The 25,745-nt window shown below is 67.2% G+C and carries 27 protein-coding genes; 13 read left to right on the top strand and 14 right to left on the bottom strand.

All coding sequences use genetic code 11. From position 1 onward, the window contains the following. The first annotated feature begins 70 nt into the window (after positions 1-70). The 5 genes from serA (at position 71) to U1872_RS13905 (ending at position 5,060) form a co-directional block, all read left to right on the top strand. Positions 71-1,648, top strand: a complete 1,578-nt coding sequence (gene serA / locus U1872_RS13925; RefSeq protein WP_332793486.1) for a phosphoglycerate dehydrogenase — start codon at positions 71-73, stop codon at positions 1,646-1,648. Positions 1,649-1,717: 69 nt separating this feature from the next. Continuing rightward, positions 1,718-2,119: an endonuclease domain-containing protein gene (locus tag U1872_RS13920; protein ID WP_332793485.1), complete on the top strand. Its 402-nt coding sequence runs from the start codon at positions 1,718-1,720 to the stop codon at positions 2,117-2,119. Next, positions 2,116-3,222, top strand: coding sequence for an ATP phosphoribosyltransferase regulatory subunit (locus tag U1872_RS13915; protein ID WP_332793484.1), 1,107 nt, complete (start codon positions 2,116-2,118; stop codon positions 3,220-3,222). The genes U1872_RS13920 and U1872_RS13915 overlap by 4 nt, the downstream gene beginning before the upstream one ends. A 151-nt stretch (positions 3,223-3,373) precedes the next feature. Further along, entirely contained in the window at positions 3,374-4,663 is a 1,290-nt protein-coding gene (locus U1872_RS13910; protein ID WP_332793483.1) for an adenylosuccinate synthase, read from the top strand. A gap of 100 nt (positions 4,664-4,763) precedes the next feature. After that, a complete protein-coding gene (locus U1872_RS13905; RefSeq protein WP_332793482.1) occupies positions 4,764-5,060 on the top strand; it encodes a hypothetical protein in 297 nt (98 codons plus the stop codon). Between the two features lie 80 nt (positions 5,061-5,140). Here the strand turns inward: U1872_RS13905 and aroC are convergent, their stop codons facing one another. From aroC to ku, 9 genes are all read right to left on the bottom strand, one after another. Further along, complete coding sequence (gene aroC / locus U1872_RS13900; RefSeq protein ID WP_332793481.1) at positions 5,141-6,211, bottom strand: chorismate synthase; 1,071 nt, start codon at positions 6,209-6,211, stop codon at positions 5,141-5,143. After that, on the bottom strand, positions 6,208-6,630 hold the full coding sequence (locus U1872_RS13895) for an endonuclease domain-containing protein (RefSeq protein ID WP_332793480.1): 423 nt from the start codon (positions 6,628-6,630) through the stop codon (positions 6,208-6,210). The genes aroC and U1872_RS13895 overlap by 4 nt, the downstream gene beginning before the upstream one ends. Before the next feature lie 65 nt (positions 6,631-6,695). Beyond that, the gene (fabI, locus tag U1872_RS13890) at positions 6,696-7,499 is read right to left on the bottom strand and encodes an enoyl-ACP reductase FabI (RefSeq protein ID WP_332793479.1); all 804 of its coding nucleotides are present in this window, start codon (positions 7,497-7,499) and stop codon (positions 6,696-6,698) included. Further along, a complete protein-coding gene (locus tag U1872_RS13885; RefSeq protein ID WP_332793478.1) occupies positions 7,496-8,455 on the bottom strand; it encodes a YihY/virulence factor BrkB family protein in 960 nt (319 codons plus the stop codon). Before U1872_RS13885 ends, fabI begins: the two co-directional genes overlap by 4 nt. Before the next feature lie 23 nt (positions 8,456-8,478). Further along, a complete protein-coding gene (locus U1872_RS13880) occupies positions 8,479-9,414 on the bottom strand; it encodes a DnaJ C-terminal domain-containing protein (protein WP_332793477.1) in 936 nt (311 codons plus the stop codon). A 77-nt stretch (positions 9,415-9,491) separates the two neighbouring features. Then, the gene (locus U1872_RS13875; RefSeq protein ID WP_332793476.1) at positions 9,492-10,382 is read right to left on the bottom strand and encodes a transglutaminase family protein; all 891 of its coding nucleotides are present in this window, start codon (positions 10,380-10,382) and stop codon (positions 9,492-9,494) included. Next, positions 10,379-12,856, bottom strand: a complete 2,478-nt coding sequence (locus U1872_RS13870) for a circularly permuted type 2 ATP-grasp protein (RefSeq protein WP_332793475.1) — start codon at positions 12,854-12,856, stop codon at positions 10,379-10,381. The genes U1872_RS13875 and U1872_RS13870 overlap by 4 nt, the downstream gene beginning before the upstream one ends. Before the next feature lie 82 nt (positions 12,857-12,938). Further along, positions 12,939-15,458: a DNA ligase D gene (gene ligD, locus U1872_RS13865; protein ID WP_332793474.1), complete on the bottom strand. Its 2,520-nt coding sequence runs from the start codon at positions 15,456-15,458 to the stop codon at positions 12,939-12,941. A gap of 120 nt (positions 15,459-15,578) precedes the next feature. Further along, the gene (ku, locus tag U1872_RS13860; RefSeq protein ID WP_332793473.1) at positions 15,579-16,478 is read right to left on the bottom strand and encodes a non-homologous end joining protein Ku; all 900 of its coding nucleotides are present in this window, start codon (positions 16,476-16,478) and stop codon (positions 15,579-15,581) included. 107 nt (positions 16,479-16,585) lie between these two features. Between ku and pdxH the strand changes: the two genes are divergently transcribed. The 3 genes from pdxH to U1872_RS13845 are packed head-to-tail and all read left to right on the top strand — an operon-like array spanning position 16,586 to position 18,935. Next, entirely contained in the window at positions 16,586-17,164 is a 579-nt protein-coding gene (gene pdxH, locus U1872_RS13855; protein WP_332793472.1) for a pyridoxamine 5'-phosphate oxidase, read from the top strand. Next, complete coding sequence (locus U1872_RS13850) at positions 17,161-18,105, top strand: cation diffusion facilitator family transporter (RefSeq protein WP_332793471.1); 945 nt, start codon at positions 17,161-17,163, stop codon at positions 18,103-18,105. Before pdxH ends, U1872_RS13850 begins: the two co-directional genes overlap by 4 nt. Further along, the gene (locus U1872_RS13845) at positions 18,102-18,935 is read left to right on the top strand and encodes a PhzF family phenazine biosynthesis protein (protein ID WP_332793470.1); all 834 of its coding nucleotides are present in this window, start codon (positions 18,102-18,104) and stop codon (positions 18,933-18,935) included. Before U1872_RS13850 ends, U1872_RS13845 begins: the two co-directional genes overlap by 4 nt. 325 nt (positions 18,936-19,260) lie before the next feature. On the opposite strand, the gene U1872_RS13840 is transcribed toward U1872_RS13845, so the two are convergent. Together U1872_RS13840 and U1872_RS13835 are read right to left on the bottom strand one after the other, a co-directional pair. After that, positions 19,261-19,614, bottom strand: coding sequence for an antibiotic biosynthesis monooxygenase family protein (locus U1872_RS13840; RefSeq protein ID WP_332793469.1), 354 nt, complete (start codon positions 19,612-19,614; stop codon positions 19,261-19,263). After that, a complete protein-coding gene (locus U1872_RS13835; RefSeq protein WP_140851986.1) occupies positions 19,611-19,940 on the bottom strand; it encodes an NIPSNAP family protein in 330 nt (109 codons plus the stop codon). Before U1872_RS13835 ends, U1872_RS13840 begins: the two co-directional genes overlap by 4 nt. A 120-nt stretch (positions 19,941-20,060) precedes the next feature. On the opposite strand from U1872_RS13835, the gene U1872_RS13830 reads away from it, so the two are divergent. Continuing rightward, the gene (locus U1872_RS13830; RefSeq protein ID WP_332793468.1) at positions 20,061-20,783 is read left to right on the top strand and encodes an ArsR/SmtB family transcription factor; all 723 of its coding nucleotides are present in this window, start codon (positions 20,061-20,063) and stop codon (positions 20,781-20,783) included. Positions 20,784-20,893: 110 nt separating this feature from the next. Here U1872_RS13830 and mnmA read toward each other — a convergent pair whose 3' ends face one another. Beyond that, positions 20,894-22,000: a tRNA 2-thiouridine(34) synthase MnmA gene (mnmA, locus tag U1872_RS13825; RefSeq protein ID WP_332793467.1), complete on the bottom strand. Its 1,107-nt coding sequence runs from the start codon at positions 21,998-22,000 to the stop codon at positions 20,894-20,896. A gap of 126 nt (positions 22,001-22,126) precedes the next feature. Here mnmA and U1872_RS13820 point away from each other — a divergent pair, with 126 nt between their 5' ends. From U1872_RS13820 to U1872_RS13810, 3 genes are all read left to right on the top strand, one after another. After that, the gene (locus tag U1872_RS13820) at positions 22,127-22,366 is read left to right on the top strand and encodes a hypothetical protein (RefSeq protein ID WP_332793466.1); all 240 of its coding nucleotides are present in this window, start codon (positions 22,127-22,129) and stop codon (positions 22,364-22,366) included. A gap of 98 nt (positions 22,367-22,464) precedes the next feature. After that, positions 22,465-22,764 carry a CtrA inhibitor SciP gene (sciP, locus tag U1872_RS13815; RefSeq protein ID WP_224922141.1) on the top strand — a complete coding sequence of 100 codons (300 nt, stop codon included), beginning with the start codon at positions 22,465-22,467 and terminating at the stop codon, positions 22,762-22,764. An 89-nt stretch (positions 22,765-22,853) separates the two neighbouring features. Beyond that, positions 22,854-23,105, top strand: a complete 252-nt coding sequence (locus U1872_RS13810; RefSeq protein ID WP_332793465.1) for a GlsB/YeaQ/YmgE family stress response membrane protein — start codon at positions 22,854-22,856, stop codon at positions 23,103-23,105. Between the two features lie 58 nt (positions 23,106-23,163). Here the strand turns inward: U1872_RS13810 and U1872_RS13805 are convergent, their stop codons facing one another. Next, on the bottom strand, positions 23,164-23,886 hold the full coding sequence (locus U1872_RS13805) for an SIMPL domain-containing protein (RefSeq protein WP_332793464.1): 723 nt from the start codon (positions 23,884-23,886) through the stop codon (positions 23,164-23,166). 86 nt (positions 23,887-23,972) lie between these two features. Then, positions 23,973-24,221 carry a GlsB/YeaQ/YmgE family stress response membrane protein gene (locus tag U1872_RS13800; protein ID WP_332793463.1) on the bottom strand — a complete coding sequence of 83 codons (249 nt, stop codon included), beginning with the start codon at positions 24,219-24,221 and terminating at the stop codon, positions 23,973-23,975. Between the two features lie 337 nt (positions 24,222-24,558). Between U1872_RS13800 and U1872_RS13795 the strand changes: the two genes are divergently transcribed. Then, a complete protein-coding gene (locus U1872_RS13795; protein WP_332793640.1) occupies positions 24,559-25,743 on the top strand; it encodes an efflux RND transporter periplasmic adaptor subunit in 1,185 nt (394 codons plus the stop codon). The last annotated feature ends 2 nt before the right edge of the window (positions 25,744-25,745 follow it).

Raw genomic sequence — 25,745 nt, 5'->3', positions numbered from 1 at the left:
TATTTCCCATTCCCCCTCTCCCCTACCCTCTCCCCGCAAGCGGGGAGAGGGAGCAGAAGGAACGAAAACCATGCCAAAAGTCCTCATCTCCGACAAAATGGACCCCAAAGCCGCCCAGATCTTCCGCGAACGCGGCGTCGAGGTCGACGAGATCACCGGCAAGACCCCCGAAGAAGTCATCGCGATCATCGGCCAATATGACGGCCTCGCGATCCGCAGCTCGACCAAGGTGACCAAGGCGATCCTCGCCGCCGCGACCAATTTGAAGGTCATCGGCCGCGCCGGCATCGGCGTCGACAATGTCGATATCCCCGCCGCCTCGGCGCAGGGCGTCGTCGTGATGAACACCCCATTCGGCAACTCGATCACCACTGCCGAGCACGCCATCGCCTTGATGTTCGCGCTCGCTCGCCAGCTGCCCGAGGCCGACGCCTCGACCCAGGCCGGCAAGTGGGAGAAGAACCGCTTCATGGGCGTCGAGCTGACCGCCAAGACGCTCGGCCTGATCGGTGCCGGCAACATCGGCGGCATCGTCGCCGACCGTGCGCTCGGCCTGCGGATGAAGGTCGTCGCCTACGATCCGTTCCTCTCGCCCGAGCGTGCCGTCGAACTCGGCGTCGAGAAGGTCGAGCTCGACGAGCTGCTCACGCGCGCCGATTTCATCACGTTGCACACCCCGCTGACCGACCAGACGCGCAACATCCTGTCGGCGGAGAATCTTGCCAAGACGAAGAAGGGCGTGCGCATCATCAACTGCGCGCGCGGCGGCCTGATCGACGAGGCGGCACTCAAGGCCGGGCTCGATTCGGGCCATATCGGCGGCGCGGCGCTCGACGTGTTCGTGACCGAGCCGGCCAAGGAATCGCCGCTGTTCGGCACGCCCAACTTCGTGTCGACGCCGCACCTCGGCGCCTCGACCGACGAAGCGCAGGTCAATGTCGCGATCCAGGTCGCCGAGCAGATGTCCGATTATCTGATGTCGGGCGGCATCACCAACGCGCTCAACGTGCCGTCGCTCTCCGCCGAGGAAGCGCCGCGCCTCAAGCCGTACATGGCGCTCGCCGAGAAGCTCGGGTCGCTCGTCGGCCAGCTCACGACCGGCTCGATCGGGCGAATCTCGATCCACAGCGAGGGCGCTGCCGCCGAGCTCAACCAGAAGCCGATGGTGTCGGCGGTGCTCGCCGGCTTCCTGCGCACGCAGACCGACACGGTCAACATGGTCAACGCGCCGTTGCTCGCCAAGGAGCGCGGCATGGAAGTCCGCGAAGTCCGCACCGAGCGCGAGGGCGATTACCACACGCTGCTGCGCGTCTCGGTCAAGACCGATGCGGGCGAGCGGTCGGTCGCGGGGACGCTGTTCGGGGATGCAGCACCGCGCCTGGTCGAACTGTTCGGCATCAAGGTCGAGGCCGATCTGGCGGGCCACATGCTGTATGTCGTCAACGAGGACGCGCCGGGCTTCATCGGTCGCCTGGGCACGTTGCTCGGGACGGGCGGCGTCAACATCGGCACCTTCCACCTTGGCCGCCGTTCGGCTGGTGGCGAGGCGGTGTTGCTGCTGTCGATCGACGAGGCGCTGACGTCGGAATTGCTGGCGCAGGTCCGCGCGCTCCCGGGCGTGAAGACCGCGATGGGCTTGGCGTTCTAAAGCAAAATCAGTACCTTCCTCTTCTCCCTCTCCCCGCCTGCGGGGAGAGGGCTGGGGAGAGGGGGACAGATGAAACGCTCGCACGGCACGATGCTGCAGCGTGCCAAAGCCATGCGCAGCGAGCCCACCACCCCGGAAGCGCGCCTCTGGTACCGCCTCCGCGCCAGCCGCCTGAACGGCGTGAAATTCCTCCGCCAAGCGCCGCTCGGCCCGTACATCGTCGATTTTCTCGCTCGTGCGCACAAACTCGTCATCGAGGTTGACGGCGACACGCACGCCAGCGACGGGGATTATGACAGCCGCCGCTCGGATTGGCTGCAGCAGCAGGGCTACCGCGTGATTCGCTTTACCAACGCCGATGTAATGGGGAACGAGACCGCCGTTCTTGAGGCGATCCTGGTCGCCCTTGCGAGCCCCCCTCTCCCCGGCCCTCTCCCCGCAAGCGGGGAGAGGGAGAAGGACATTTCATGACCACCGCCCTCCTCCCGACCGGCTTCCACGACCGGCTCCCGCCCTTCGCCGATGCCGCCGCGCGGCTGGAACAAGCGCTGCTCGGCGCCGCGCACGCGCATGGCTACGAACGCGCCGACCCCGCGCTCGCCGAGTTCGAGGCAGGCCTCGCCGGCCGCCTCAAGGCTGCGCGCGCGCAGGACGCCGTCCGCTTCGTCGACCCCGTCTCCCAGGCGACGCTCGCGATCCGCCCCGACATGACCGCGCAGATCGGCCGCATCGCCGCCACGCGCATGGGCCACCACCCGCGCCCGGTGCGCCTGTCCTATGCCGGCCCGGTGCTCAAGCTGCGCGCCTCGCAGCTCGCGCCGAATCGCGAGATGCGCCAGATCGGCTGCGAGCTGATCGGCCTCGACACGATCGCCGCCGCGCGCGAGATCGTCGAGGTCGCGGTCGCAGCGCTCGCCGCGGCGGGCGTGCCCAACGTCTCGATCGACTTCACGCTGCCCGATCTGATCGACGTGCTGGCCACCGGCCCCTTCCCGGTCGAGCCCGGCCAGATCGACGCGCTGCGCGACCGGCTCGACGGCAAGGACGCCGGCGCCGTCGCCGCACTGGCGCCCGCTTACCTCCCGCTGGTCGAGGCCGCCGGCCCGTTCGAGACCGCGCACGACCGGCTCTGCGCGTTCGATGCCGGCGGCGCGCTGACGTCGCGGCTCGATGGCCTGTGGCAGATCGCCGAAGGCCTCAAGGGCCGCGTCGCGCTGACGCTCGATCCGACCGAACGTCACGGCTTCGAATATCAGAGCTGGCTCGGTTTCTCGATCTTCGCCGGCGGCGTGCTCGGCGAGATCGGGCGCGGCGGCACCTACACGATCGTCCACGAAAATGGCGCCGAAGAGACGGCGGTCGGCTTCTCGCTCTATGCCGACGCGATCATCGCGGCCGGCCTCGCCGATGTCGACCGCCGCCGGCTGTTCGTCCCGCTCGGCACCGATCCATCGGTCGCAGCAGCGATGCGCGCAGCGGGCTGGGTCACCGTCGCCGCGCTCGAGGCAGGCGACACGCCCGAGGCGCAGCTCTGCACGCATGTGCTGGCGGACGGCGAAGCGCGCGCGGTCTAGTCCGGCGCACGCCCCGCCGCCCGCCGCCACCGCAGCGGGTTGACACGTCAGGGTCACATCGGCACTAGCGCTCGCGCACTTCAGAACCCTCTGCGCGCCGAGCCCTGTCGAAGGGCGCGTGGAGTTGCCCGGCAGGTGGAGACCTGTACTCGTGGGAAATGTAGCAGTCATTGGCGCCCAGTGGGGCGATGAGGGCAAGGGCAAGATCGTCGACTGGCTCGCCGAGCGCGCCGATGTCGTCGTGCGCTTCCAGGGCGGGCACAATGCCGGCCACACGCTCGTCGTCGGCGAGGCGGTCTACAAGCTCTCGCTCCTCCCATCGGGCATCGTGCGCGGTACGCCGTCGGTAATCGGCAACGGCGTGGTGCTCGATCCGTGGGCGCTGAAGGCCGAGGTCGAGAAGCTGCGCGGACAGGGCGTGACCATCACCCCCGACACGCTGATGGTGTCGGACACCTGCGCGCTGATCCTGCCGTTCCACCGCGACCTCGACGGTCTGCGCGAGGACGCCTCGGGCGCCGGCAAGATCGGCACCACCCGCCGTGGCATCGGCCCTGCCTATGAGGACAAGGTCGGTCGCCGTGCGATCCGCGTCTGCGACCTCGCGCATCTCGACGCGCTCGATGCGCAGCTCGACCGCATCAGCGCGCATCACGACGCGCTGCGCGCGGGCTTCGGCGAGCCGCCGGTCGATCGCGCTGCGCTGGTCGAGGCGCTGCGCGAAATCGCGCCGTTCGTCCTGCCCTTCGCCAAGCCGACCTGGCGCAACCTCAACGCCGCCAAGGCCGCGGGCAAGCGCATCCTGTTCGAGGGCGCGCAGGGCGTGCTGCTCGACGTCGACCATGGCACCTATCCGTTCGTCACTTCGTCGAACACGATCTCGGGCACTGCGGCTGGCGGCTCGGGCCTCGGGCCGAGCGCGGTCGGCTTCGTGCTCGGTATCGCCAAGGCCTACACCACGCGTGTCGGTTCGGGCCCCTTCCCAACCGAACTCGAAGACGCGACCGGCGAGAAGCTCGGCGTGCGCGGTCATGAATTCGGCACCGTCACCGGGCGAAAGCGCCGCTGCGGCTGGTTCGATTCGGTGCTGGTGCGCCAGTCGGCCGCGGTCGGCGGGATCACCGGGATCGCGCTGACCAAGATCGACGTGCTCGACGGCTTCGACGAAGTGAAGATCTGCACCGGCTACCGCCTGCGCGGCGAGACGCTCGATTACTATCCGGCACACGCCGCCGACCAGGCCGACGTCGAGCCGATCTACGAGACGATGGCCGGCTGGCAGGAAACGACGGCCGGTGCGCGCAGTTGGGCTGATCTACCGGCACAGGCGATCAAGTATATCCGCCGGATCGAGGAATTGATCCGCTGCCCGGTGGCCTTGGTCTCGACCAGCCCCGAGCGCGAGGACACGATCCTCGTGCGCGATCCCTTCTCCAACTGAGCGCCATCGGGCGCCCAGAGAGAAACCCCGGCCGCGCTTGCGCGCGGCCGGGGCTCGAGCATTTCCTAGTGACTCGAGAAGCCCTTACTGGGGACGCTTCTTGCTCTTCTTCCCGGGCGTCGGCGTCGCAGTGTCGCTCGGCGTTTGGGTCGACATCGTCGAATCGGCCGGCGTGGTCGTCGACGGATCCGCCGTGGTGGTCGTCGTCGCGGGATCGGACGTCATCGGCGTGGTCGACGGCTGCGTGGTCGACGGGCTCGTCATCGACGGGCTGGACGTGGTCGGCGCGCTCGGCGATGCGGGGGTCGTCTGCGCGAAGGCAGCAGTCGACAGCGTCATGGCGGTAATGGCGGTAAGGGTTGCAATACGCATTGGGTCTAGTCCTTTTGGGTCATGACCATCGAATGGGTCGGAGGTAAGAACGCCCACTCTCGCATTTAGCCGCTCCTCTTATCGCAGCTTAGCAACGACTTGCCCCTATCGCCCAATTTGGCCACGGTGCAGCATTTTATGGTCGGCAAGCACGAGCGCAACCATCGCCTCGACCACGGGGACACCCCGAATACCAACGCACGGATCGTGCCGGCCCTTGGTCATGATCTCGGTCGCGGTGCCGTCGCGGTCGATCGTCTCGACCGGGGTGAGGATCGAACTGGTCGGCTTGAAGGCGACGCGCAGCGTAATCGGCTGGCCGGTCGCGATGCCGCCGGCGATCCCGCCGGCATGGTTGGCGAGGAAGGCGGGACCGTCGGCACCGGGGCGCATGGCATCGGCATTGTCTTCGCCGCGCAGCGTGGCCGCGGCAAAGCCGTCGCCAATCTCGATGCCCTTGACCGCATTGATCCCCATGCACGCGGACGCCAGATCGGCGTCGAGCTTGGCGTAGAGCGGCGCCCCCCAGCCGGCCGGGACGCCGGTTGCCGAACAGCCGATCACCGCGCCGAGCGACGAGCCGGCCTTGCGCGCGGTGTCGACCAGCGCTTCCCAGCGCACGGCAGCTTTCGGGTCGGGGCAGAAGAACGGATTGTTGCCGATCTCGCTCGCGTCGAAATTGGCCGGATCGATTGCGTCGCCGCCGATCGCCTCGACCCAGGCGGTGATCGTCACCTCGGGGATCACCAGCCGTGCTACTGCGCCCGCCGCGACGCGCGACGCGGTCTCGCGCGCCGACGATCGCCCGCCGCCGCGATAATCGCGGAAGCCATATTTGGCGTCATAGGCGTAATCGGCGTGGCCGGGACGATAGGCCTTGGCGACCTCGCTATAGTCCTTTGAGCGCTGGTCGACATTCTCGATCATCAGGCTGATCGGGGTGCCGGTGGTCCGGCCTTCGAATACGCCCGACAGGATGCGGACCTGGTCGGGCTCCTGCCGCTGCGTGGTGAAGCGCGATGTGCCGGGGCGCCGCTTGTCGAGGAAGGGCTGCACGTCGGCCTCGCTGAGCGCGATGCCCGGCGGGCACCCGTCGACCACCGCGCCGATCGCGGGCCCATGCGATTCGCCCCAGGTGGTGAAGCGGAAGAGATGACCGAAGCTGTTGAAGCTCATGATCTCCTCTCCCCCCGGGGGAGAGGAAGGGGCCCGCCCGGCATCGCCGGGTGGGAAGGTGAGGGTCCGAATGCGGAGCGGATCACCTGCGCCACGCCCTCCACATTTCCCATCACGTCAGCATTTGAAAACCGCAGCACTCGATAGCCTTCTCGTTCGAGAAAAGCGGTACGACGCACGCCGCGCTCTTCATTGCCCACATGCGTTTCGCCGTCGATCTCGACCACGAGCCGCGCCGCCTGGCAGACAAAGTCTGCAAAGAACGGCCCCAGGCGTTGCTGGCGGCGGAATTTATGGCCGTCAAGCGCGCTGCTGCGGAGCACCGACCAGAGTTTGGTCTCGGCGGGGGTGGAAGCGCGGCGCAATTCACGCGCACGGGCGATGCTGCCGTCACCAACGGTGTAGCGCGATCCCGTCACAGCCCCTCACCCTTCCCACCGCTTCGCGGCGGGCCCCTTCCCTCTCCCCCATGGGGGAGAGGGCATTAGGCCAGCGCGATGTCCGGCGCATCCTCCGCCTTCATGCCGATCACGTGGTACCCGGCATCGACATGATGCGTCTCGCCGGTCACGCCGCTCGCAAGGTCGCTCAGCAGATAGAGCGCCGACCCGCCGACATCCTCGATCGTCACGTTGCGCTTCAGCGGCGCGTTGAGCTCGTTCCACTTGAGGATCAGGCGGAAGTCGCCGATGCCCGATGCGGCGAGCGTCTTGATCGGCCCGGCCGAGATCGCGTTGACGCGGATATTGTCGCGCCCGAGGTCGACCGCGAGATATTGCACGCTCGTCTCGAGCGCCGCCTTGGCGACGCCCATCACGTTGTAATGCGGGATCACCTTCTCGGCGCCGTAATAGCTCAGCGTCAGCAGCGCGCCGCCGTTCGGCATCATCGCCGCCGCGCGCTTGGCGACTGCGACGAACGAATAGACCGAGATGTTCATCGTCATCAGGAAATTGTCGAGGCTGGTGTCGACATAGCCGCCGCGCAACTCGTTCTTGTCGGAGAAGCCGATCGCGTGGACGACGAAATCGATCGTCGGCCATTCCTTGGCCAGTTCGGCAAAGGTGGTGTCGAGCGCGCCCATGTCGGACACGTCGCAATTGAACAACCGCGCGACGCCGAGCTGCTCGGCGAGCGGGCGCACGCGCTTCTCCATCGCCTCGCCTTGATAGCTGAAGGCGAGCTCCGCCCCGGCTTCGCTCAGCTTCTTCGCAATGCCCCAGGCGAGCGAGCGATCGTTGGCGAGGCCCATGATCAGCCCGCGCTTGCCTGCCATCAATTCCGTCACGCCGTTACCACCTCTTTGATATCTTGCGTGCTCTCTACCCCGTGTTCGGTCGGTTCCGCCAGTGCCGCGTTCAAATGCGCGCCGAAGACGATGCCGAGCCCGACCAGGAAGAAGAACAGCAGGGCGATGATGACGCCGGCGAGGCTGCCATAGGTCAGATCGTAGCCACCGAGCAGCGACAGCACCACTGGCAGCAGCGCGGTAATGCTGACCCACCATGCCGCGGTGAACAGCGCGCCGGGCCATTTCGGGCACTTGCTGAGCCGATATTTGGACGGCGTGACCGAATAGAACAGCATGTAGAGCGCGCCGAACATCACCAGCCCGGGCACGACGCGCGAAATGCCGACCCACACGCCGATATCCTGCGCGAACGGCAGGACCGCATAGATGAAGCGTTCGACCGCGGTCATCAGACCCTGCACCAGAAAGGAGAACAGCGCGAGCACGACCGAGACGATGATCACCGCCATCGAGCTCAGCCGATAATGCCAGAACGGCTTGTTCGATTTCACGCCGTACGCGCGACGGAAGATATCGCGGATCGTCTCGACGAAACTGCCGACCGACCACAAGGCGACGATCCCGCCGATCCACAACAGCGACCCGGTGCGCGCGCGCAGCACGTCGCGGATCGGCTTCTCGAGCAATTCGCTGACGTTGGGCGGCAGGACGTGGAGGAACGACGCGACGGTGCGCTGCGTCTCGGCGCTCTGCCCGACCAGCGAGGCGATCGCCGCTGCCAGGATGAAAAAGGGGAACACCGTCAGCAGCGCGAGATAGGCGAGGTTGCCGGCATGGATGAAGCCGTCAGAGAAGACGCCGATCAGCACGCGCCTCAACACCTGCCACGCCCGAGTCGGCAGACGCGCGGCCGGTGGTACGTCTTCGGGGGTCACCCCTGCCTCGCCACGGACGGCACGCTCTTCCGGCGAAACGGGTGAAATCTGACTCAAGCGGTAACCTCCCGATAAAGAGGTCAGACGTCCATGCCGGCCCGCGGGTTCCGCAAATCCTTGTCTTTCCACCCTTCGACGAAGGCGACGAGCGCGGCATCGTCGGCGGGCAGGTCAACCATCAGCGTCACCAGCTGGTCGCCGCGTGTACCATCCTTGCGGTGGAAGCCGCGACCGCGCAGCCGCAGCGTCTTGCCCGAGGTCGATCCCTTGGGGACGGTGAGCATTACCGCACCCTCGGCGGTCGGCACGCGCACGCTCGCCCCGAGCACCGCTTCGGCGAGGCTGACCGGGAGGTCGAGCCGCACGTCATCACCGACGCGCTCGAAATAGCGATGCGGCAGCACGGTGATCGTGACGATCCCGTCGCCATTGCCGCCCGGCCCCGCCTGCCCCTTGCCCGCGAGCCGCATCTGCGCGCCGCTTTCGAGCCCGGCGGGCAGCTTGAGATCGATCGTTTTGCCGTCGCCGAGCGTGATGCGCTGCGGCTTGGCGGCGACCGCGTCAGTGAAGGGCACGTCGAGCTTGTAGAGGATGTTGCCGCCCTTGGGCTGCTCGCGCCGACCGAAGCCGCCGAACCCGCCGGCAAAGCCGCCGCGACCACCGCCGCCGCTCCCTGAAAACATGTTTTCGAAGATGTCGCTCAGATCGGGACCGTCGGCCTGGAAGCCGCCGCCGCCCGGGCCGGGGCGGAAGCCGCCGGGATTGCCCGCGCCGAAGCCGAACGGCGCGGCGGGGTTGCCGTCGCCATCGATCTCGCCGCGGTCGAAGCGCGCGCGCTTGTCCTTGTCGTTGAGCAGATCGTAGGCCTGCGTCACGGTGCTGAACCGCTCGCTCGCCTTGGGATTGTCCTTGTTCTTGTCGGGATGCAGCTCCTTGGCGAGCTTGCGATACGCTTTCTTGATCTCGGCCTCGGACGCGGTCCGTGCCACGCCCAGCGTTGTGTATGGATCGGCCACAAAAGTCCCCGGTAGTCTGGAATAGGTTCAGTGCGGCCTATCTGGGGTATCGCCGCCTCGAGTGCAAACGCCGTTCGTTACGCCGCCGCCTCAAGGACCGGCGCGACATCGACGCTGACGTCCATCTTCTGCGCGCCCGAACCGAGCACGACGCCGTCGATCGGCGCGATCTCGCCATAATCGCGGCCGATCGCCATGACGATGTGATCGCCCGCCATCCAGATGCCGTTGGTCGGATCGACCCCGACCCAGCCAAGCTCCGGCCCGCACCACAGCAGCACCCAGGCGTGCGTCGCATCCGCGCCGACGAGCCGCGCCTGCCCGGGCGGCGGGATCGTGCGGATATAGCCCGAGGCATAGGCCGCGGGCAGCCCGGCGGCGCGCAGACCCGTAATCATGATCTGGGCGAAATCCTGGCAGACGCCGCCGCGCTTGAGGAACGCCTCGTGCGGGGTGGTGTCGACCAAAGTTGCCTCGGCATCGAAGGCGAAATCGTTCTGGATGCGCTGCGCGAGGCCGATCGCGGCGTCGAGCGCGGGCCGGTCGGGATGCAGATCCTGCGCGCACCAATCGGCAATGTCGCGGTCGAGCGGGATCAACGGCGAGGGGAAGAGATAGGCGGCGGGGCCCGCCGGCGAGGGATCGCGGCTGACGCGCGCCGCCGCAGCGATCTCGCGCAGCGGCGGCGAGCCGTTCGACGGCATCGGCACCGGTCGGTCGATCTCGATCCGCGACACGCTCTCGATCATCAAATGGCGTACCGGCTGTTCGACCACCATCCGCATGACATTGGCGAGCCCCGCCTCGGCGCGGGCGGGCGCGACGCGGCCCGAGGGCGAGATCGTCAGGCGATAGTCGAGCAGGGTCTGGCCCGACCAATGGATCGGTTTGAGCCGCAGATTGCAGCGCGCGAACTTGACGCGCGCGCCGTAATCGAAGCGTGTGACGTGGCGGATGTCGTAGATCATGCGAGCGTCATCCCGGCCGCGCGCAGCGGCTCGGCGCCCTGCAGGAAATAGCGCCGCGCGATCGCTTCGGACAATTGGAACAGCCGCCGCTCGACATCGCCGAGAATGTCGGCGTCGAGCGCAGCCGCGGTCGCGGTCGAGACGATTGCGGTGAGCACGCTGCCCTGGATCTGCTGCGGCTCTTCCATCCCGTCATCCTCGAGCACGGGCAACGCCGCGAGATGCTCGCAGATCCGGCAGATCTGGAAGGCGAGCGAGCGCGGATTGCCCGGATCGAGCGCGACGAGATCGACCACCGGCACGCGCGCGATCCCCGTCAGATAGCGCTGGCGATAGCTAATCTGGCTGTCGGCAAGGTCGAGCAGCGTCGAGAGATCATCGACGCTCGCCTGCGCCATGCCGAACGCGCGCACCGCGCGCGTCACGCTCAGCGCACGCTCGAGCCGGCGGCCGAGATCGTGGAAACGCCACGCCGCGGTCCGCCCCATATGCTCGGCCGAAAGCCCCGACAGCGCGGCATAGCGCCGCTGGAGCGAACCGGCGCGATCGAGCATCCCGCCCTTGTTCGGATACGGCGCATCGAGCAACCGCACGACGTCGGCCGCGAGCCGATCGCGCGAGCCCTGCCCGATCCCGCGCGCGAGCCGGTTGATCGTCCGCACGCTGTGCCAGCCGGCATCCTCCATCGCGGTGCGCGCAAACGCCGCGAGGTCGGTCCGGCGCAGCGTCGCGGGATGCGGCGCACCACCGGCATTGACCACCAGCCCGACGAGCCGCCCGACCGTCTCCGCCGACAGCGCGGCACCGGCATCGGCATCGATCGAATTGCCGAGCATCACGCGGACGATACCGAGCAAGGCCTCGCCGCGCTCGAGATAGCGGCCGAGCCAGAAGAAATTGTCGGCGACGCGGCTCGGCAAGGTGCCGGGGTTGCGGCGGACATGGATCGTGTCGGCGGGCGGGAGCAGCGACACAGGCGCGACCGTCTCGGCGCCGTGGATCGCGACATCGGCCGACCAGCATCCCTCGCCCATCACCGCGGCGCGCGGATCGGGGTGTTCGGCGATCCGCGCGAACCCGCCGGGGAGCACGACCCAGCCGCCGTCTGCCCCGCGCGCCGCGAAGACGCGTAGCGTGAAGGGGCGTGCCGCGAGCCCGGCATCGGTCACCACCGGCATCGTCGAAAGCCGGACGATTTCCTGCCCGACATAATCCTGCGGGCGGCGCGCCATATCGTCGAGCAAGGCGTCGCGCGCAGCGCCGGTGATATCGGCGCCGTGCATCGCGATGCCGCCGGGCAGCCCGAGCGGCGCGACGCCGAAGGCGGGGCCGATCAACATCCGGTCGAAATCGTCCATCACCTCGCTGCGCGCGCGGTCCTGCCCGCACCACCAGGTCGCGATATTGGGCAGGATCAAATCGGCGCCGAGCAGCCGCGTCGCGAGCGCGGGCAGAAACGCCCCGAATGCTGAAGATTCAAGCACGCCCGCGCCCGGCGCATTGGCGATCACGACATTCCCCGCCGCCGCCGCGTCGATCAGCCCGGCGACGCCGATATGCGAGTGCGAATCGAACGCCAGCGGATCGAGCAGCCGCGGATCGATGCGATGCCACAGCGCATCGACGCGCTTCATCCCGTCGATCGTGCGGATGTAGAGCTTGTCCTCGAGCGCCGCGAGATCGGCGCCCTCGACGAGCAGAAAACCGAGATAGCGCGCGAGATGCGCTTGCTCGGCGTAGCTCGCGCTGTAGCGGCCGGGGGTGAGCAGCCCGATCCGCGGCTCGACCCGGCGACACGCAGCGGCGAGGCCATCGCGGAACGCCGCAAAGAACGGCGCGTGGCGCTGGACATTGAGCCGCGATTGCAGCCCGCCCAGGGTCCGCGCGATCGCCAGACGATTTTCCAACGCATACCCAGCGCCGGCCGGCGCACGCAAATGATCGGCGAGCACGCGCCATTCGCCGGTCGGCCCGCGCCCGAGATCAACCGCGATGAAATGGAGATGGTGCCCGCCCGGCGGCACCAGCCCCGCCATCGGGCGCAGGAAGAAGGGCGATCCGCCGACCAACGCCGCAGGGATCAGCCCGCGCGTGACGAGGCTTGCATCGCCGTAGAGATCCTCGATCACGCTCTCGAGCAGATCGGCGCGCTGGACGATGCCGCGCTCGATCGTGCGCCATTCCTCGGCGTCGATCAGCAGCGGGACGGGCGAGAGCGGCCACGGGCGCTCCTCGCTTTCGCCGATGATGCGAAAGCCCGTGCCGATATCCTCGGCATGACGCTGCACCCGCTCGCGCGCCTGGCCGAGATCGTCGCCCGCCACCGCGGCGAGTTCCTCGAACATCGCGGTCCACGCCGGATCGGGATCGGCGCCGAGCACGTCGCCCTGGATCGCGCGCGCGCGATAGTCGGCGATCCAGCGCGCGGCATGCGTGGCGGGATCGAGCAACGAAGGCGCGGCAACCGTAGCCATCGAAATTCTCAAACCCCCAAAATAGCGCGGTCGACAAGGCCACAATCGCTTCGCAGGTGCAACCGGCTAAGACGGATTACCATCACAGATCAGGCAGAACTTGGTCCGCGACACCCCATCCGGCGAGATCGCGCGAGTCGGCGCGAGCGATCAGTTCGGCCGCGTCGCGCACGCTCCAGCGGCTCGCCGCGTCGATATCGCGCAGTTCGGTCCAGGAAACCGGCGCCGCGACCGGCGCCCCGGCCCGCGCGCGCGCGACGTAGGGCAGCACTGCCGTGCTGCCGCGCTGGTTGCGCAGCCAGTCGATGAAGATCCGCCCCTTGCGCTTGGCCTTGGACATCGTCGCGAGGAAGCGATCGGGCTCGGCCTCGCCGAGCGCACGCGCGAACCGTTCGGCGAAATCCTTGACCGCGGGCCATTCGGCCTGCGGGGTGAGCGGCACGACGACGTGCACGCCCTTCCCGCCCGACAGCATCGCGAAGCTGACGAGGCCGAGTTCGGCGAGATGCTCCTTGAGATCGGCCGCCGCCTTCTTGACCACGTCGAAACCGAGCTCCTCGTCGGGATCGAGATCGAACACCATTCGGTCGGGCTGTTCGAGGCTGGCGACCGACGAGCCCCAGCCGTGGAATTCGATCGTCCCCATCTGGACGCAGGCGACGAGGCCGTCGGCATCGTCGACATAGAGATAGTCCTCGCTCGACCCGTCCTTCTCCTTGATCGGGACCTTGTGGACATGATCGCCTTTAAAGCTGCCGGCGTCGTGCTTCTGGAAGAAGCAGGCTTTCGCGCGGCCCTGCGGACAGCGCACCAGGCTGATCGGGCGGTTGCCGGCGAAGGGCAGCATGATGCCCGACACCTGCGCATAATAATCGGCGAGCTCGCCCTTGGTGACGTTCGATTCGGGGAAGATCACGCGATCGCGATTGCTGACCTTTATGTGGGTCTCAGGGGTAGGGATTTCGGACGCGTCGACCGCCACCGGCGTCTCGGCGACGACCTCGCTCGCCACCTTGTCCTCGCGCAAACCCAGGAAGCTCGAATGGCGCAGCACGCCGTCGGGCGTGGTTTCGGCATAGGCGACTTCGGCGACGAGTTCGGGCTTGACCCAGTGCGCGCCGCGCACGGCAGCGCGCGGCGCCTTCACCGTCGGGGTCTTGCGTTCGATCTTCGCCAATCGGTCGCTCAAGTCCATCATGAAATCGGTGCTGAACCCGGTCCCGACCTTGCCGGCATAGACCAGCCCGCCGGGCCCGTTGAGCCCGAGGAGCAGCGACGCGAAGCCGCGCGATTTGGCGCTCGTCGTCCAGCCGACGATGACGAATTCCTGGCGCTGCGTGCATTTGATCTTGAGCCACGCCTGCGTCCGCTTGCCGCGATACGGCGCATCGGCGCGCTTCGACACGACGCCTTCATAGCCCTCGCGGCACATCGTCTCGAACAGTTGCTCGCCCTGCCCGATGATATGCTGCGAATATTGGACGCGCGCGTCCTTGCCGTCGACCAGCGGCTCGAGCCGTTCCTTCCGCGCGATGTTGGCGAGGCCGGTCAGATCCTCGCCGTCGAGCTGGAGCAGGTCGAAGGCGAAGAAGGTCATCTCGCCACCGCTCGAAATGGCGGTCTTGAGCGTCGAGAAATCGGGCTTGCCGTCCTTGAACGCGACGATCTCGCCGTCGAGCAATGCGGTCTTGGCGGGGAGTTTTGCGACGGCGTCGGCGATGTCCTGGAATTTGTCGGTCCAGTCGAGCCCGGAGCGGGTGAAGACGGTGGCCTTTCCCTTGGCGACCGCGATCAGCGCGCGGTAGCCGTCATACTTCACCTCATGCAGCCACTGGTTTCCGGTCGGAACGGAATCCACCAACGTACACAGCTGCGGCTCCATAAATCCTCCCTCGCGCAGCGGGGGAGGTGGCGAGCGCAGCGAGACGGAGGGGGCCTCGCCACGAGCGCCGCGCTTGGGTCGGCCCCCTCCACCACTCGCTATGCGAGCGGTCCCCCTCCCCCGCTTTGCGGGGGAGGATTTAGAAGGTTTACCCTCGGCGATCTCGGCCATCGTGCGCCCGGTGGTCACACTCGTCAGCCCGGTCTCGACCAGCGTATCGGTCCCGCCCGCCTCGGCGTCACCCACCTTGCGCAGCAGCCAGTTCTCGCCCTTTTCCTTGCCGCGCGGCTTGAGGCGGATCAGCATCCACTCGCCCTTCATCCGCGCACCCTCGAGCACGAAGTGGAGGTGGCCATGCTCGATATCCTTCGCGCTCTTGCCCGCGATCGGTGCCCAGGTGCCGCTGTCCCACAGCATCACCGTGCCGCCGCCATATTCGCCCTGCGGGATGGTGCCTTCGAAATCGGCATAGGACAGCGGATGGTCCTCGGTCCGCACCGAGAGGCGCTTCTGGTCGGGGTCGATGCTCGGCCCGCGCGTGACGGCCCAGCTCTTGAGGACGCCATCGACTTCGAGGCGGAAATCCCAGTGGAGGCGCGAGGCGTCGTGCTTCTGCACGATGAAGCGGTTGCCGTGGCCGGGCTCGAGCGTGCCGGCGGGCTCCGCGGTCTTCGCGAAATCGCGCTTGGCATTATATTTGGCGAGCGGGTCGGCGCTCATTCCTCCCCTCCCGCTTGCGGGAGGAGCTGGGGGAGGGAACGCGCGATCGAGAGGTGGTTACGCGGTGCGGGCGTGCCCTCCCCCGACCCCTCCCGCAAGCGGGAGGGGGGAAGAAGAGCGTCAGGCACGCTTCTTCGCCGGCGCGCTCTTGGCGGGTGCGCTTTTCGCGGGCGCCTTCTTGGCCGGCGCCTTCTTCGCCGCCGCGGGCTTCTCCGCCGCCTTGGCCGGCGTCGCGGTCCCCATCGACTTGCGCAGCGCCGCCATCAAATCGACGACGTTGGAGCCCTTGACCGGCTTGCCGTCATCCTTCTCCTCGATGATCTTGCCGCCCTTCGCCTTGCGCTTGCGCTCGACCAGATCCTTCAACGCATCGACATAGCGATCGTGGAAATCCTGCGGATGGAACGCGCCCGACTTCTTCTCGATCAGCGCCTCGGCCAGATCCATCAGGTCGGCATCCGGCGTCGCGTCGGCGATGTCGCGGAAATAGCCCTGCGCCTTGTGGACCTCGTCGGCATAACGCAGCGTCTCGAGCACCATCCCACGCCCGCACGGCTTGAGGCTCACGACATATTCGCGCCCGCGCATCGCCAACTGCCCGAGCCCCACCTTCTTGGTCCGCTTGAGCGCCTCGCGCAGCACGATGAACGCCTCTTCCGCCAGGTCATCCGCCGGCACGACGAAATAGGGCTTCTCGTAATACAGCACGTCGATCTCGCTCGCGTCGACGAACTGCGTCAGCTCGAGCGTCTTCTTCGATTCGAGCTTCACCGCATCGATCTCGTCCTGTTCGAGCAGGACATATTCGCCCTTCTCGAACTCGAAGCCCTTCATGATCTCGTCGACGTCGACCGGGCCGACTCCCGTCACGACCTTCTCGTAATGGATCGGCTTGCCGGTCGGCTCGTGGATCTGCTTGAAGCTCACCGCCGCGCCCGATTTGGTTGCCGAATAGATCTCGACCGGAATCGAGACCAGAGCGAGCCGGATCTGCCCCTGCCAATATGCGCGTGCGGCCATGCAGTTGGATCCTTCGTTTCGAAGCCGATTCGATAGCGCAACAATCCTTCAGCGCGGGAGTCGTTCCGTTTCTCGACAGCACGCCTGCGGAATCGTAAAGGCGGGCCATGGCCGATGACCCCTTCCAGCTGTTCGATACGTGGTACGCCGAAGCGCGCGCGAGCGAGATCAACGATTCCAACGCGATGGCGCTCGCCACCGCCGATGCCGAGGGGCGCCCGTCGTCGCGCATGGTGCTGCTGAAGGGCCACGGCGCCGACGGCTTCGTCTTCTACACCAACCGCGGCAGCCGCAAGGCGGGCGAGCTCGACGCGAACCGCCACGTCGCGCTGCTGTTCCACTGGAAATCGCAGCGCCGCCAGATCCGCATCGAGGGTACCGTAGCCCGCGCGACCGACGCCGAATCGGACGCCTATTTCGCCAGCCGCGGCCGCGATTCGCAGCTCGGCGCCTGGGCCTCGGAGCAGTCGCGCCCGCTCGAGGATCGCGCCACCTTCGAAGCGCGCTTCGCCGAGATGCAGGCCAAGTTCGACGGTCAGGACGTGCCGCGCCCGCCCTTCTGGGGCGGATACCGCGTCACCCCGTCGGTGATCGAATTCTGGCAGGACCGCGCGCATCGTTTGCACGAGCGCCGCGTTTTCACGCGCACGCCAGATGGTTGGACCGAAGGATTGCTCTACCCGTGACCGAAGACCAGCGCCGCGCCATCCCGCATACCGTCCGCGCCGCACTTGCCAGCGTGGCGATGGCGTGCGGGCTGATCGCGCTCAAGACCTATGCCGCCTGGTCGACCGGATCGGTCGCGATGCTCGGCAGCCTCGCCGATTCGGGGCTCGACCTGCTCGCGAGCCTGGTGACGCTGTACGGCGTGCGCCTCGCCGCGCAGCCGGCCGATCACGACCACCGCTTCGGACACGGCAAGGCCGAGGCGCTCGCCGCCTTGTTCCAGGTCATGCTGATCACCGCCTCGGCCGCGGGGATCGCGTGGCGTGCGGTGATTGCGCTCGGCAGCAACGAGGCGACGCAGGGCGCCGAATTCGGCATCGGCGTGTCGGTGATCGCGATCGTCGCGACGCTGGTGCTGCTCGCCTATCAGCGCAGCGTCATCCGCCGCACCGGATCGGTCGCGATCGTCGCCGACAATGTCCATTACCAGTCAGACGTGCTGCTCAACGGTTCGGTGATCGTCGCGCTGATCCTCGACCAGTATCTCGGCTGGCATCAGGCCGATCCGATCTTCGGCATCATCATCGCGCTGTGGCTCGCGTTCGGGGCGTTCCGCGCTTCGTCGAGCGCGATCGACCAGCTGATGGATAAGGAATGGCCAGAGGACATGCGCCGCGACTTCATCGAGGTCGCCGCGCGCCAGCCCGGCATCAAGGGCATCCACGATTTCCGCACGCGCCATTCGGGCGCGCACGATTTCGCGCAGTTCCACATGGAAGTCGCGCGCGACATCACCGTGGCAGATGCGCATGTCGTGGTCGAAGGCGTCGAGCGCGCCTTGCGCAAGGCGTTCCCGAAGGTCGAACTGCTGATCCATCTCGACCCCGAAGGCCATGTCGACACCGACAATCCCTTGGTAGAAGCCGACGTCACCCCTCACTGGTTCGGGAAACGCGCATGAGACTGCCGATCGTCCAAATCGACGCCTTCGCAAGCGAAGCCTTCGAGGGCAATCCAGCGGCGGTGATGCCGCTTGCCGCGTGGCTCGAGGATGCGATGCTGCAGGCGATCGCCGCCGAGAACAATCTCAGCGAAACCGCCTTCATCCTGCCCGATGCGAGCGGCGACGCCGATTTCGAACTGCGCTGGTTCACGCCGACCAACGAGGTCGTGCTGTGCGGCCACGCCACGCTCGCCAGCGGCCACTTCGTGCTGTCGAGCGATCCCGAGCGCGACGCGGTCACCTTCCGCACGCGGAAAGCCGGGATCCTGACCGTGACGCGCGCCGGTGACAGCTATGAGCTGGCGCTACCCGCCTGGGCGCCGTCGCCCAAGCCGCTGCCGCATATCGTCGCCGGGCTCGGGCTAGAGTCGGCAGTCGAGACGCTGTGGCACCCGCATCGCTACGCGCTGATCGTGCTCGAGCATGCCGACCAGATCCGCGCGCTCGATCCCGATTTCCGGCTGCTCGGCCGCCCGTCGGGCGCCGATCCCGCGAGCGGCGCCGATGCCGAGGTCGACGTGCTGACGATCGTCACCGCGCCCGGCGACGACACCGACGTGATCAGCCGCGTCTTCGCGCCCGGCGCTGGGATCGACGAGGATCCGGTGACGGGCTCGGCGCATGCGGTGATGACGCCCTATTGGACCGCGCGGCTCGGCCGCGATCGCTTCACCGCCTATCAGGCGAGCGCGCGGGGTGGGCATTTGACCTGCCGGCTCGATGGCGAGCGCGTCGTGCTCGGCGGATCGTGCGTCACCGTGATGGAGGGGACGTTCTTCCTCGGTTGAGGCGGCGATCCGTGCTGTAGGGCCGCATCATCACCGATCATGCCGCGAGCGGCCCGGTGACAGGGGGGCGCTTATGTCCACGCATGCAGAGCCGAGGGCCTGCCATGATACCGCAATACGACATCGACTATTCGCTCAAGCGCGAGATCGCCGCACGCGCCGCGAGCTCGAAAGCCATGGATACAACCGCGCGGACCGCTACGCCGACCGCGCGTGGGAGGCGCGCGAGGCACGCTGTACGGATTGTGGCCTCAAGTGCTGAGCGGTGCCGCCCGCACGGTGGGGGGCGTAGCGGTGTAGCGGCGACGCACTTGGGCACTTCACGCTAAGGTACAGCCTGATGCACGCGCCGGCTGTCAGATGGCACCTCGGCACGCTCGAACATGCCGTAATCGCGCGCCACTTCGGCGACGCGGAGCCGATAGTCGGCGAACACGTCGGTTCGCCCCTGCGCTTGGGTGGCGCGGTGCGTCGCGGTGTTGCGCCATTGCGCGACGGCCTGCTCGTCCCGAAAGAACGAAAGCGACAGCATTTTGCGCGGATCGCCCAGACTCTGGAACCGCTCGACCGAAATGAAGCCGTCGACAGCCTTGAGGTCCTTTGCCAGCGCCGCAGCGAGATCGAGATACTGCGCCTTGCGGCCTTCTGCGGGGACGACCTCAAAAATGACCGCGATCATCCCGTCACCAGCGGCGCATGGGGCGTTGAGGCAAGTCGCAAAAAGATGCGGTCCTCGCGCGTGATGAAACGCTCGCGCTTGGCGAAAGCGTAATTCTCGCGACCAAGCGGATCGTCTCGCAATCGGGCGCGATACGCTTCGTACGCCGCCAGATCGGCCACCGAGTAGACACCGTAAGCGGTGGTGGCGGACCCTTCCGCCGGCGCGAAATACCCGATCAGATCCGCACCGCAGCGTGGGATGGCTTCGCCCCAAGTACGAGCGTAATGCTCGAAGGCGTCGACGCGGTACGGGTCGATTTCGTATCGTATGAAGCATGTCAGCATCGTCGTGTCTCCTGTCGGCCACCGCGATCTAGCGTCCCGCGCGGCCTGAACGCTTCGAGCACGATCAAAGCATGCATGTCGGGAACGTGGTACCCCGGCTTATCTCGAGGGGAGTGCCGCATGCTCACGACCAACGCCTTCGCAGGCATCGGCGCGCTGGTCGGCGATCCGGCGCGCGCCAGCATGCTGGTCGCACTGATGGATGGGAGGGCGCTCACCGCGACCGAGCTTGCCGCTGTCGCCGGCGTGACTCCACAGACGGCGAGCAGTCACCTCGCCAAGCTGGTCGCGGGGGAGCTGCTTGCGGTCGAGCGCCAGGGCCGCCACCGGTACCACCGCGTTGCGACGCCTGCGATCGCGCAGATGATCGAATCGATGATGGCGGTCGCCGCGACCGGGACGATCGCGCGACATCGCCCGCTCCGGACCGGACCGAGGGATGTCATGATGTGGCGGGCCAGGACGTGCTACGATCATCTGGCCGGGCGCGTGGCGGTTGGGATCGCCGACCGGATGATCACGCGCGGCGAGATCAGGTTGGGCGCAGACGGTGGCGAAGTCACCGAGCGGGGCACGGACCTGTTGCAAAGCCTCGGCATCGAAATTCCCCGGGCCGATGGCCGGCGTGGCGGTCGAGCCTTTTGTCGGCCTTGCCTCGACTGGAGCGAGCGTCGCCCGCACATTGCCGGAGCGATCGGAAAAGCCCTGCTCGCGCATTCGATCGACACGCTATGGCTCCGCCCGATCGCAGGGTCGCGCGCAGTGATCGTGACTCCGCTCGGTCGGGACACGTTGACCCGCCTGTTCGGGTTGGCACCCGACATCTGGGACGATCCGATCTGACGGTCGCGGCGGCGTTTGGGAACGCTGTTACAGCCTTGAAGGCGAACCGGAGTCAGACGCGGCGCAACGATCGAACCGCCGCCCTGCTACTCCCGCCCCCGTAGGCGCGCTCACGCCGCCAGCAGCGCGCTCTCGGTTTCCTCGATCCAGCCGCCGCCGAGCACGCGGTCGCCGGCATAGAGCACCGTTGCCTGCCCCGGCGCGACGCCGTATTCGGGCGCGTCGAACACCACGCGGTCGCCATCGAAATGCGCCGCCACCGGCTTGGCGAGCGAGCGCACCTTGGCGGTCATCGGCCCGCGATAGTCTCCCGCAAGCCAGTTGACCCCGCTCAGCCGCGCTGCGCGCACGCCGAGCGCGGCCTTCGGCCCCACCACGACGCGCTTCGCCGCGGCATCGAGCCGGATGACATAGAGCGGCTCGGGCGTCCCGCCGATCTCGAGCCCGCGGCGCTGGCCGACGGTGAAGTGGATCAGCCCGCGATGCTTGCCGAGCACGCGACCGGTCTCGTCGACGATCTCGCCGCTGGTGTCGGCATAGGGTCGCAGTTTCTTGACGAGCGACGCATAGTCGCCGTCGGGCACGAAGCAGATGTCTTGGCTGTCGGGCTTGCCCGCGACGCCCAAACCCAGCTCGGCCGCCAGTTCACGCACGCGCGGCTTGGGAAGGCCACCGAGAGGAAAGCGCAGATAATCGAGCTGCGTCTGCGTCGTCGCGAACAGGAAATAGCTCTGGTCGCGCGCGGGATCGGCGGCGCGGTGGAGTTCGGCGCCCGCCGGCCCCTCGACACGCCGGACATAATGCCCGGTCGCGAGGCAATCCGCGCCGAGATCACGCGCAGCGGCGAGCAGATCGGTGAATTTCGGCCCCATGTTGCACTGGATGCATGGGATCGGCGTGCGCCCCGCGAGGTAATCATCGGCAAAGCGGTCGATCACCTGGTCGCGGAAGCGCGATTCATGGTCGAACACATAGTGCGCGATGCCAAGTCGGTCGCACACGGCGCGCGCGTCTCGGATATCGCGCCCGGCGCAGCACGAGCCGGCGCGCCCGACCGCTTCGCCATGATCGTAGAGCTGGAGCGTGATGCCGATCGTCTCGGCGCCGGTGCGCGCGGCGAGAGCGGCGACGACCGAGCTGTCGACCCCGCCCGACATGGCGACGACGATACGCTTGCCCGCCAGATCGGGACCCAATTGGAATTCGCCATCGTTCATCGGGGCGCAGATAGGCGCTCGCGCCGTGCGATGCAAAAATACGCAAAAGTTTTGTCCGGGCTTTACCCGGCCTTTAGGACCTTGCCGCTACACCGCCACTTCGACTCGCCATTCGGAAGTGTATGCGTGGACCTCAGTTTTTCCCGTTTTGAAGCCGACGCCACCGTCGTTGCGCTCCCGCCGGATCTGGCGGTGCTGATGGTGGGGATCGCCGCGCGGCAGGCGGCGAGCCCGACCGCGATCGCGCAGGCGAGCCTGCCGTCGCCGCATAGCGCACCCGACTGGTTCGCACCGCTCCATGGCTGTTTCAATCTCGCCGTCGCCCGGATGCTGGCGCCGGCAACGCGCCCGGAGCGACAGATATGAAGGCACTGTTTACCGAGCCGCTTTAGCCGGCGTTCAAGTCCGCCGGCGTATTGCCGTTACTGAGATGGGGACCCCCCGCCCCGACACGAGGTTTTACAATGATCGAAAACCAGAAGATCCGCCCAGCCAAGGTGATCGGACCGCTCGGAGAGCCGCTGACGCTCGACTCGCTTCCGCCGCCCGAGACGACGCGCTGGGTCGTGCGCCGCAAGGCCGAGGTCGTCGCGGCCGTCAATGGCGGGCTGCTTTCGGTTGACGAAGTCTGCGAGCGCTATGGCCTGACGGTCGAAGAGTTTGCCGGATGGCAGCGCGCGATCGATCGTTCGGGCATGCCCGGGCTGCGCGTGACGCGGATCCAGCACTACAAATCGCTGTATGAGCGCCAGCAAAAGTATTGATCGCATCACCGGTTCACCTGCGGAACAAATTTCCCGCTTCGTGAGTCTTTCCTGTCTGCACCCGGTTCATGGGGTCAATGGAGGGAAAGATGAATATCATTATTTGGCTGATCGTCGGTGGCGTTGTTGGTTGGCTCGCAAGCATGGTCATGCGTACCGATGGACAGCAGGGTATCATCCTGAATGTCATCGTCGGTATCGTCGGCTCGGTAATTGCATCGTTCCTGTTTGGCGGTGGCATCAATCAGGTCATCACTATCCCGACCTTCATCTATTCTCTGATCGGCGCAATCATCTTGCTCGCGATCGTCAATCTCGTGCGTCGCGGTACTGTCCGCTAAACCAACGCAACGATTAGCAGCGGGCCGCCGGGAGACATCCCTGCGGCCCGTTTGCGTGTCACTTGAGCAGGAAGCGCACTGACAGCGTCACCGACACCTCGGTCTCGCCGGCCGCGATTTCGGTCGCCGGTGCGGCCTTGGCGCGCGCCATGAACATCACTTGCGGTTGCGCGCCACCGTCATTCGCACCGCTTTCGGTGATCGAGACGATCCGCACGACGCTCAACCCCGCGGCCTTGGCGTAAAGCTGCGCCCGCGCCGTCGCGATCTTGACCGCCGCCGCGCGGGCTTCGTCGAGCGCGACCTCGGGCTTGTCGAGCGACAGCGTCGGCCCGTCGATCTGGTTCGAGCCTTCCGCCACCAGCGCATCGAGAATTGGGCCGGACTTGGCCACGTCGCGGAAGCGGATCGCAACACTGTTGCTCGCCTGATAGCCGGTCACCGCGGGCGGCTGGCCATCGGTATAGCGATATTGCGGGCTGAGCGAGACGTTGGCCGTGCGCACGTCGCGCGCCGCGATGCCCGCTTTCTTGAGCGCCGCGAGAACGCGCCCCATCCGCGCCGCATTGTCGGCGAGCGCCGCGGCGGCGGTCTGCCCTTGCGTCACCACCCCCGCGCGGATCGTCGCGACATCGGGAACCCGCGCGGTCTGCCCCTGGGCCGAAACCTCGAGCAGCGTTCCGTCGGGCAGGACCGGTGCGGGGAGGGTTTGCGCCGTAACCGGCGACACGGCGGCGCCGAGCAGCAGCGCGGAGGAGAGAAGAAGGGCAGTCGAACGCATGATGGAAACTCCCGGTGTTGAGGGCCGATCGGCCCGAGCGGCAGCTTATGACAGCGACCGATCCAACCGGCGATGAACAATCCTGCTCAGCGGATTCGACGCGACAGCACGAAGCGATAGGCCGCCAGCAGCACCACCGACCCCGCGGTTGCCGCAGCATAGGTCTGCCAGCCGCCGACCGACGTGAGGTCGAACGCGCGTGCGACAAAGCCCGCGAGCACCGCGCCCGCAATGCCGATCAGGATGGTGACGACCAAACCGCCGGGTTCTTTGCCCGGCAGGACCATGTTGCCCAGCACGCCCGCGACCAGCCCGACCAGAAGCCAACCGACCATCGTTCGATCCACCATCCGCCTCCCGATGCGCGGCCGCTTTTCCGGCATGCCGCGCGGCAAAGTCGCGACGCGTCGGAGCGATTGCAACGGCTTTGCTACCCAAATGGCACGACCGGCTTGCGTGCCGCGCCCGGCTCAAATCGCGATAACCCCGAATCGGCCGCGATGTTGTTGCGAGACTGCGAGAATCTCGGCATTGATGGTGCCACACCTATTCGACCCTTGAGGTCGGTGGTTTATTTCGATAACACAGTGGCGGAAAAGCGCCTGACGACCAGCGGTCGCCAGTCGCGGACGAGAGCCCAGGGTCGGGCCAGGGGTCGGGGATGTGACGCAGATGCAGTATGAAACGCGGACGATCGGCAATGAAGAAGTCCTCGCGCTGCCAGGCGAACCGGCACCGCGCTCGCGCCGCGGCCTGATCATCAGTATCGTCGTCGTGGTTCTCGCGGTCGCCGTCATCGCCTATTTCGTCTTCGGCCGGTCCGCGCCGCCGGCCGCCAAGCCGACCGAGCAGCTCCCGCTCGTCTCGGTCGTCGTTCCCGGCCGCTCGACCGTGGCGCGCACGATCACCGCCACCGGGTCGCTCGCGGCACGACGCGAGATGCCGGTCGGCGTCGCCGGCGAAGGTGGGATGATCACGCGCGTGCTGGTCGAGCCGGGCCAGTGGGTCGGCAAGGGGCAGGTTCTCGCGCTGGTCGATCGTGCGGTCGCCACGCAGACCGACGCCTCGCTCGCCGCGCAGATCAACGTCGCGCGCTCGGACGCGGCGATCGCGCAGTCCGAGCTCGATCGCGCCAAGGCGCTGGTCGATCGCGGCTTCATCTCGAAGGCCGATCTCGAACGCAAGGCCGCGACGCGCGACGCCGCGCTTGCCCGTGTCCGCGTGGCGCAGGCGACGCTCGGCGAATCGCGGGCGCGCACGAGCCGGCTCGATATCCGCGCGCCCGAGGCGGGCCTGGTCCTGACGCGCGCGGTCGAGCCCGGCCAGGTCGTCGGCGCCGGCTCGGGCGTGTTGTTCCGCCTCGCGCAGGGCGGCCAGATGGAATTGCGGGCGCAGGTCAGCGAGGCCGATCTGCGCGGCCTGCATGTCGGATCGCAGGCGAAGGTCACGCCGGTCGGCGGCAGCGACGTCTTCACCGGCGAGGTGTGGCAGGTCTCGCCCGTGATCGACCCGCAGTCACGCCAGGGAATCGCGCGAGTCGCGTTGAGCTACAATCCCGCGCTGCGCCCCGGCGGATTCGCCTCGGCGGCGATCGTCGCAGGTTCGGCCAACGTCCCGCAATTGCCCAACGCCGCAATCCAGAGCGACGACAAGGGCAATTATGTGTATGTCGTGGGACCGGACGACAAGATCGTGCGGCGCGCGATCAAGGTCGGCGAGGTGTCCGATAGCGGGGTAGCGATTGCGGATGGGCTCAACGGCACCGAAAAGGTCGTTCAGTCGGCTGGCGCTTTCCTCAATGCCGGGCAAAAGGTGAAACCGACGTTGGTAACGGCGGACGCGACGAGCAGAAGGTAACC

The sequence above is a fragment of the Parasphingomonas frigoris genome, from assembly GCF_036663815.1.
Classification (GTDB): Bacteria; Pseudomonadota; Alphaproteobacteria; order Sphingomonadales; family Sphingomonadaceae; genus Sphingomonas.
This window is presented reverse-complemented; position numbering and strand designations above follow the sequence as displayed.

What these genes read in the sequence shown, in the direction of transcription:
- aroC (WP_332793481.1), bottom strand. Translation starts at nt 6,211, where the DNA reads ATGAGCTTCAACAGCTTCGGTCATCTCTTCCGCTTCACCACCTGGGGC.
- mnmA (WP_332793467.1), bottom strand. Translation starts at nt 22,000, where the DNA reads ATGAACGATGGCGAATTCCAATTGGGTCCCGATCTGGCGGGCAAGCGT.
- U1872_RS13920 (WP_332793485.1), top strand. Translation starts at nt 1,718, where the DNA reads ATGAAACGCTCGCACGGCACGATGCTGCAGCGTGCCAAAGCCATGCGC.
- ligD (WP_332793474.1), bottom strand. Translation starts at nt 15,458, where the DNA reads ATGAGCGCCGACCCGCTCGCCAAATATAATGCCAAGCGCGATTTCGCG.
- U1872_RS13870 (WP_332793475.1), bottom strand. Translation starts at nt 12,856, where the DNA reads ATGGCTACGGTTGCCGCGCCTTCGTTGCTCGATCCCGCCACGCATGCC.
- ku (WP_332793473.1), bottom strand. Translation starts at nt 16,478, where the DNA reads ATGGCCGCACGCGCATATTGGCAGGGGCAGATCCGGCTCGCTCTGGTC.
- U1872_RS13795 (WP_332793640.1), top strand. Translation starts at nt 24,559, where the DNA reads ATGCAGTATGAAACGCGGACGATCGGCAATGAAGAAGTCCTCGCGCTG.
- U1872_RS13875 (WP_332793476.1), bottom strand. Translation starts at nt 10,382, where the DNA reads ATGATCTACGACATCCGCCACGTCACACGCTTCGATTACGGCGCGCGC.
- U1872_RS13915 (WP_332793484.1), top strand. Translation starts at nt 2,116, where the DNA reads ATGACCACCGCCCTCCTCCCGACCGGCTTCCACGACCGGCTCCCGCCC.
- U1872_RS13840 (WP_332793469.1), bottom strand. Translation starts at nt 19,614, where the DNA reads ATGATCGCGGTCATTTTTGAGGTCGTCCCCGCAGAAGGCCGCAAGGCG.
- U1872_RS13830 (WP_332793468.1), top strand. Translation starts at nt 20,061, where the DNA reads ATGCTCACGACCAACGCCTTCGCAGGCATCGGCGCGCTGGTCGGCGAT.
- U1872_RS13845 (WP_332793470.1), top strand. Translation starts at nt 18,102, where the DNA reads ATGAGACTGCCGATCGTCCAAATCGACGCCTTCGCAAGCGAAGCCTTC.
- serA (WP_332793486.1), top strand. Translation starts at nt 71, where the DNA reads ATGCCAAAAGTCCTCATCTCCGACAAAATGGACCCCAAAGCCGCCCAG.
- U1872_RS13810 (WP_332793465.1), top strand. Translation starts at nt 22,854, where the DNA reads ATGAATATCATTATTTGGCTGATCGTCGGTGGCGTTGTTGGTTGGCTC.
- sciP (WP_224922141.1), top strand. Translation starts at nt 22,465, where the DNA reads ATGATCGAAAACCAGAAGATCCGCCCAGCCAAGGTGATCGGACCGCTC.
- U1872_RS13805 (WP_332793464.1), bottom strand. Translation starts at nt 23,886, where the DNA reads ATGCGTTCGACTGCCCTTCTTCTCTCCTCCGCGCTGCTGCTCGGCGCC.
- U1872_RS13800 (WP_332793463.1), bottom strand. Translation starts at nt 24,221, where the DNA reads ATGGTCGGTTGGCTTCTGGTCGGGCTGGTCGCGGGCGTGCTGGGCAAC.
- U1872_RS13835 (WP_140851986.1), bottom strand. Translation starts at nt 19,940, where the DNA reads ATGCTGACATGCTTCATACGATACGAAATCGACCCGTACCGCGTCGAC.
- pdxH (WP_332793472.1), top strand. Translation starts at nt 16,586, where the DNA reads ATGGCCGATGACCCCTTCCAGCTGTTCGATACGTGGTACGCCGAAGCG.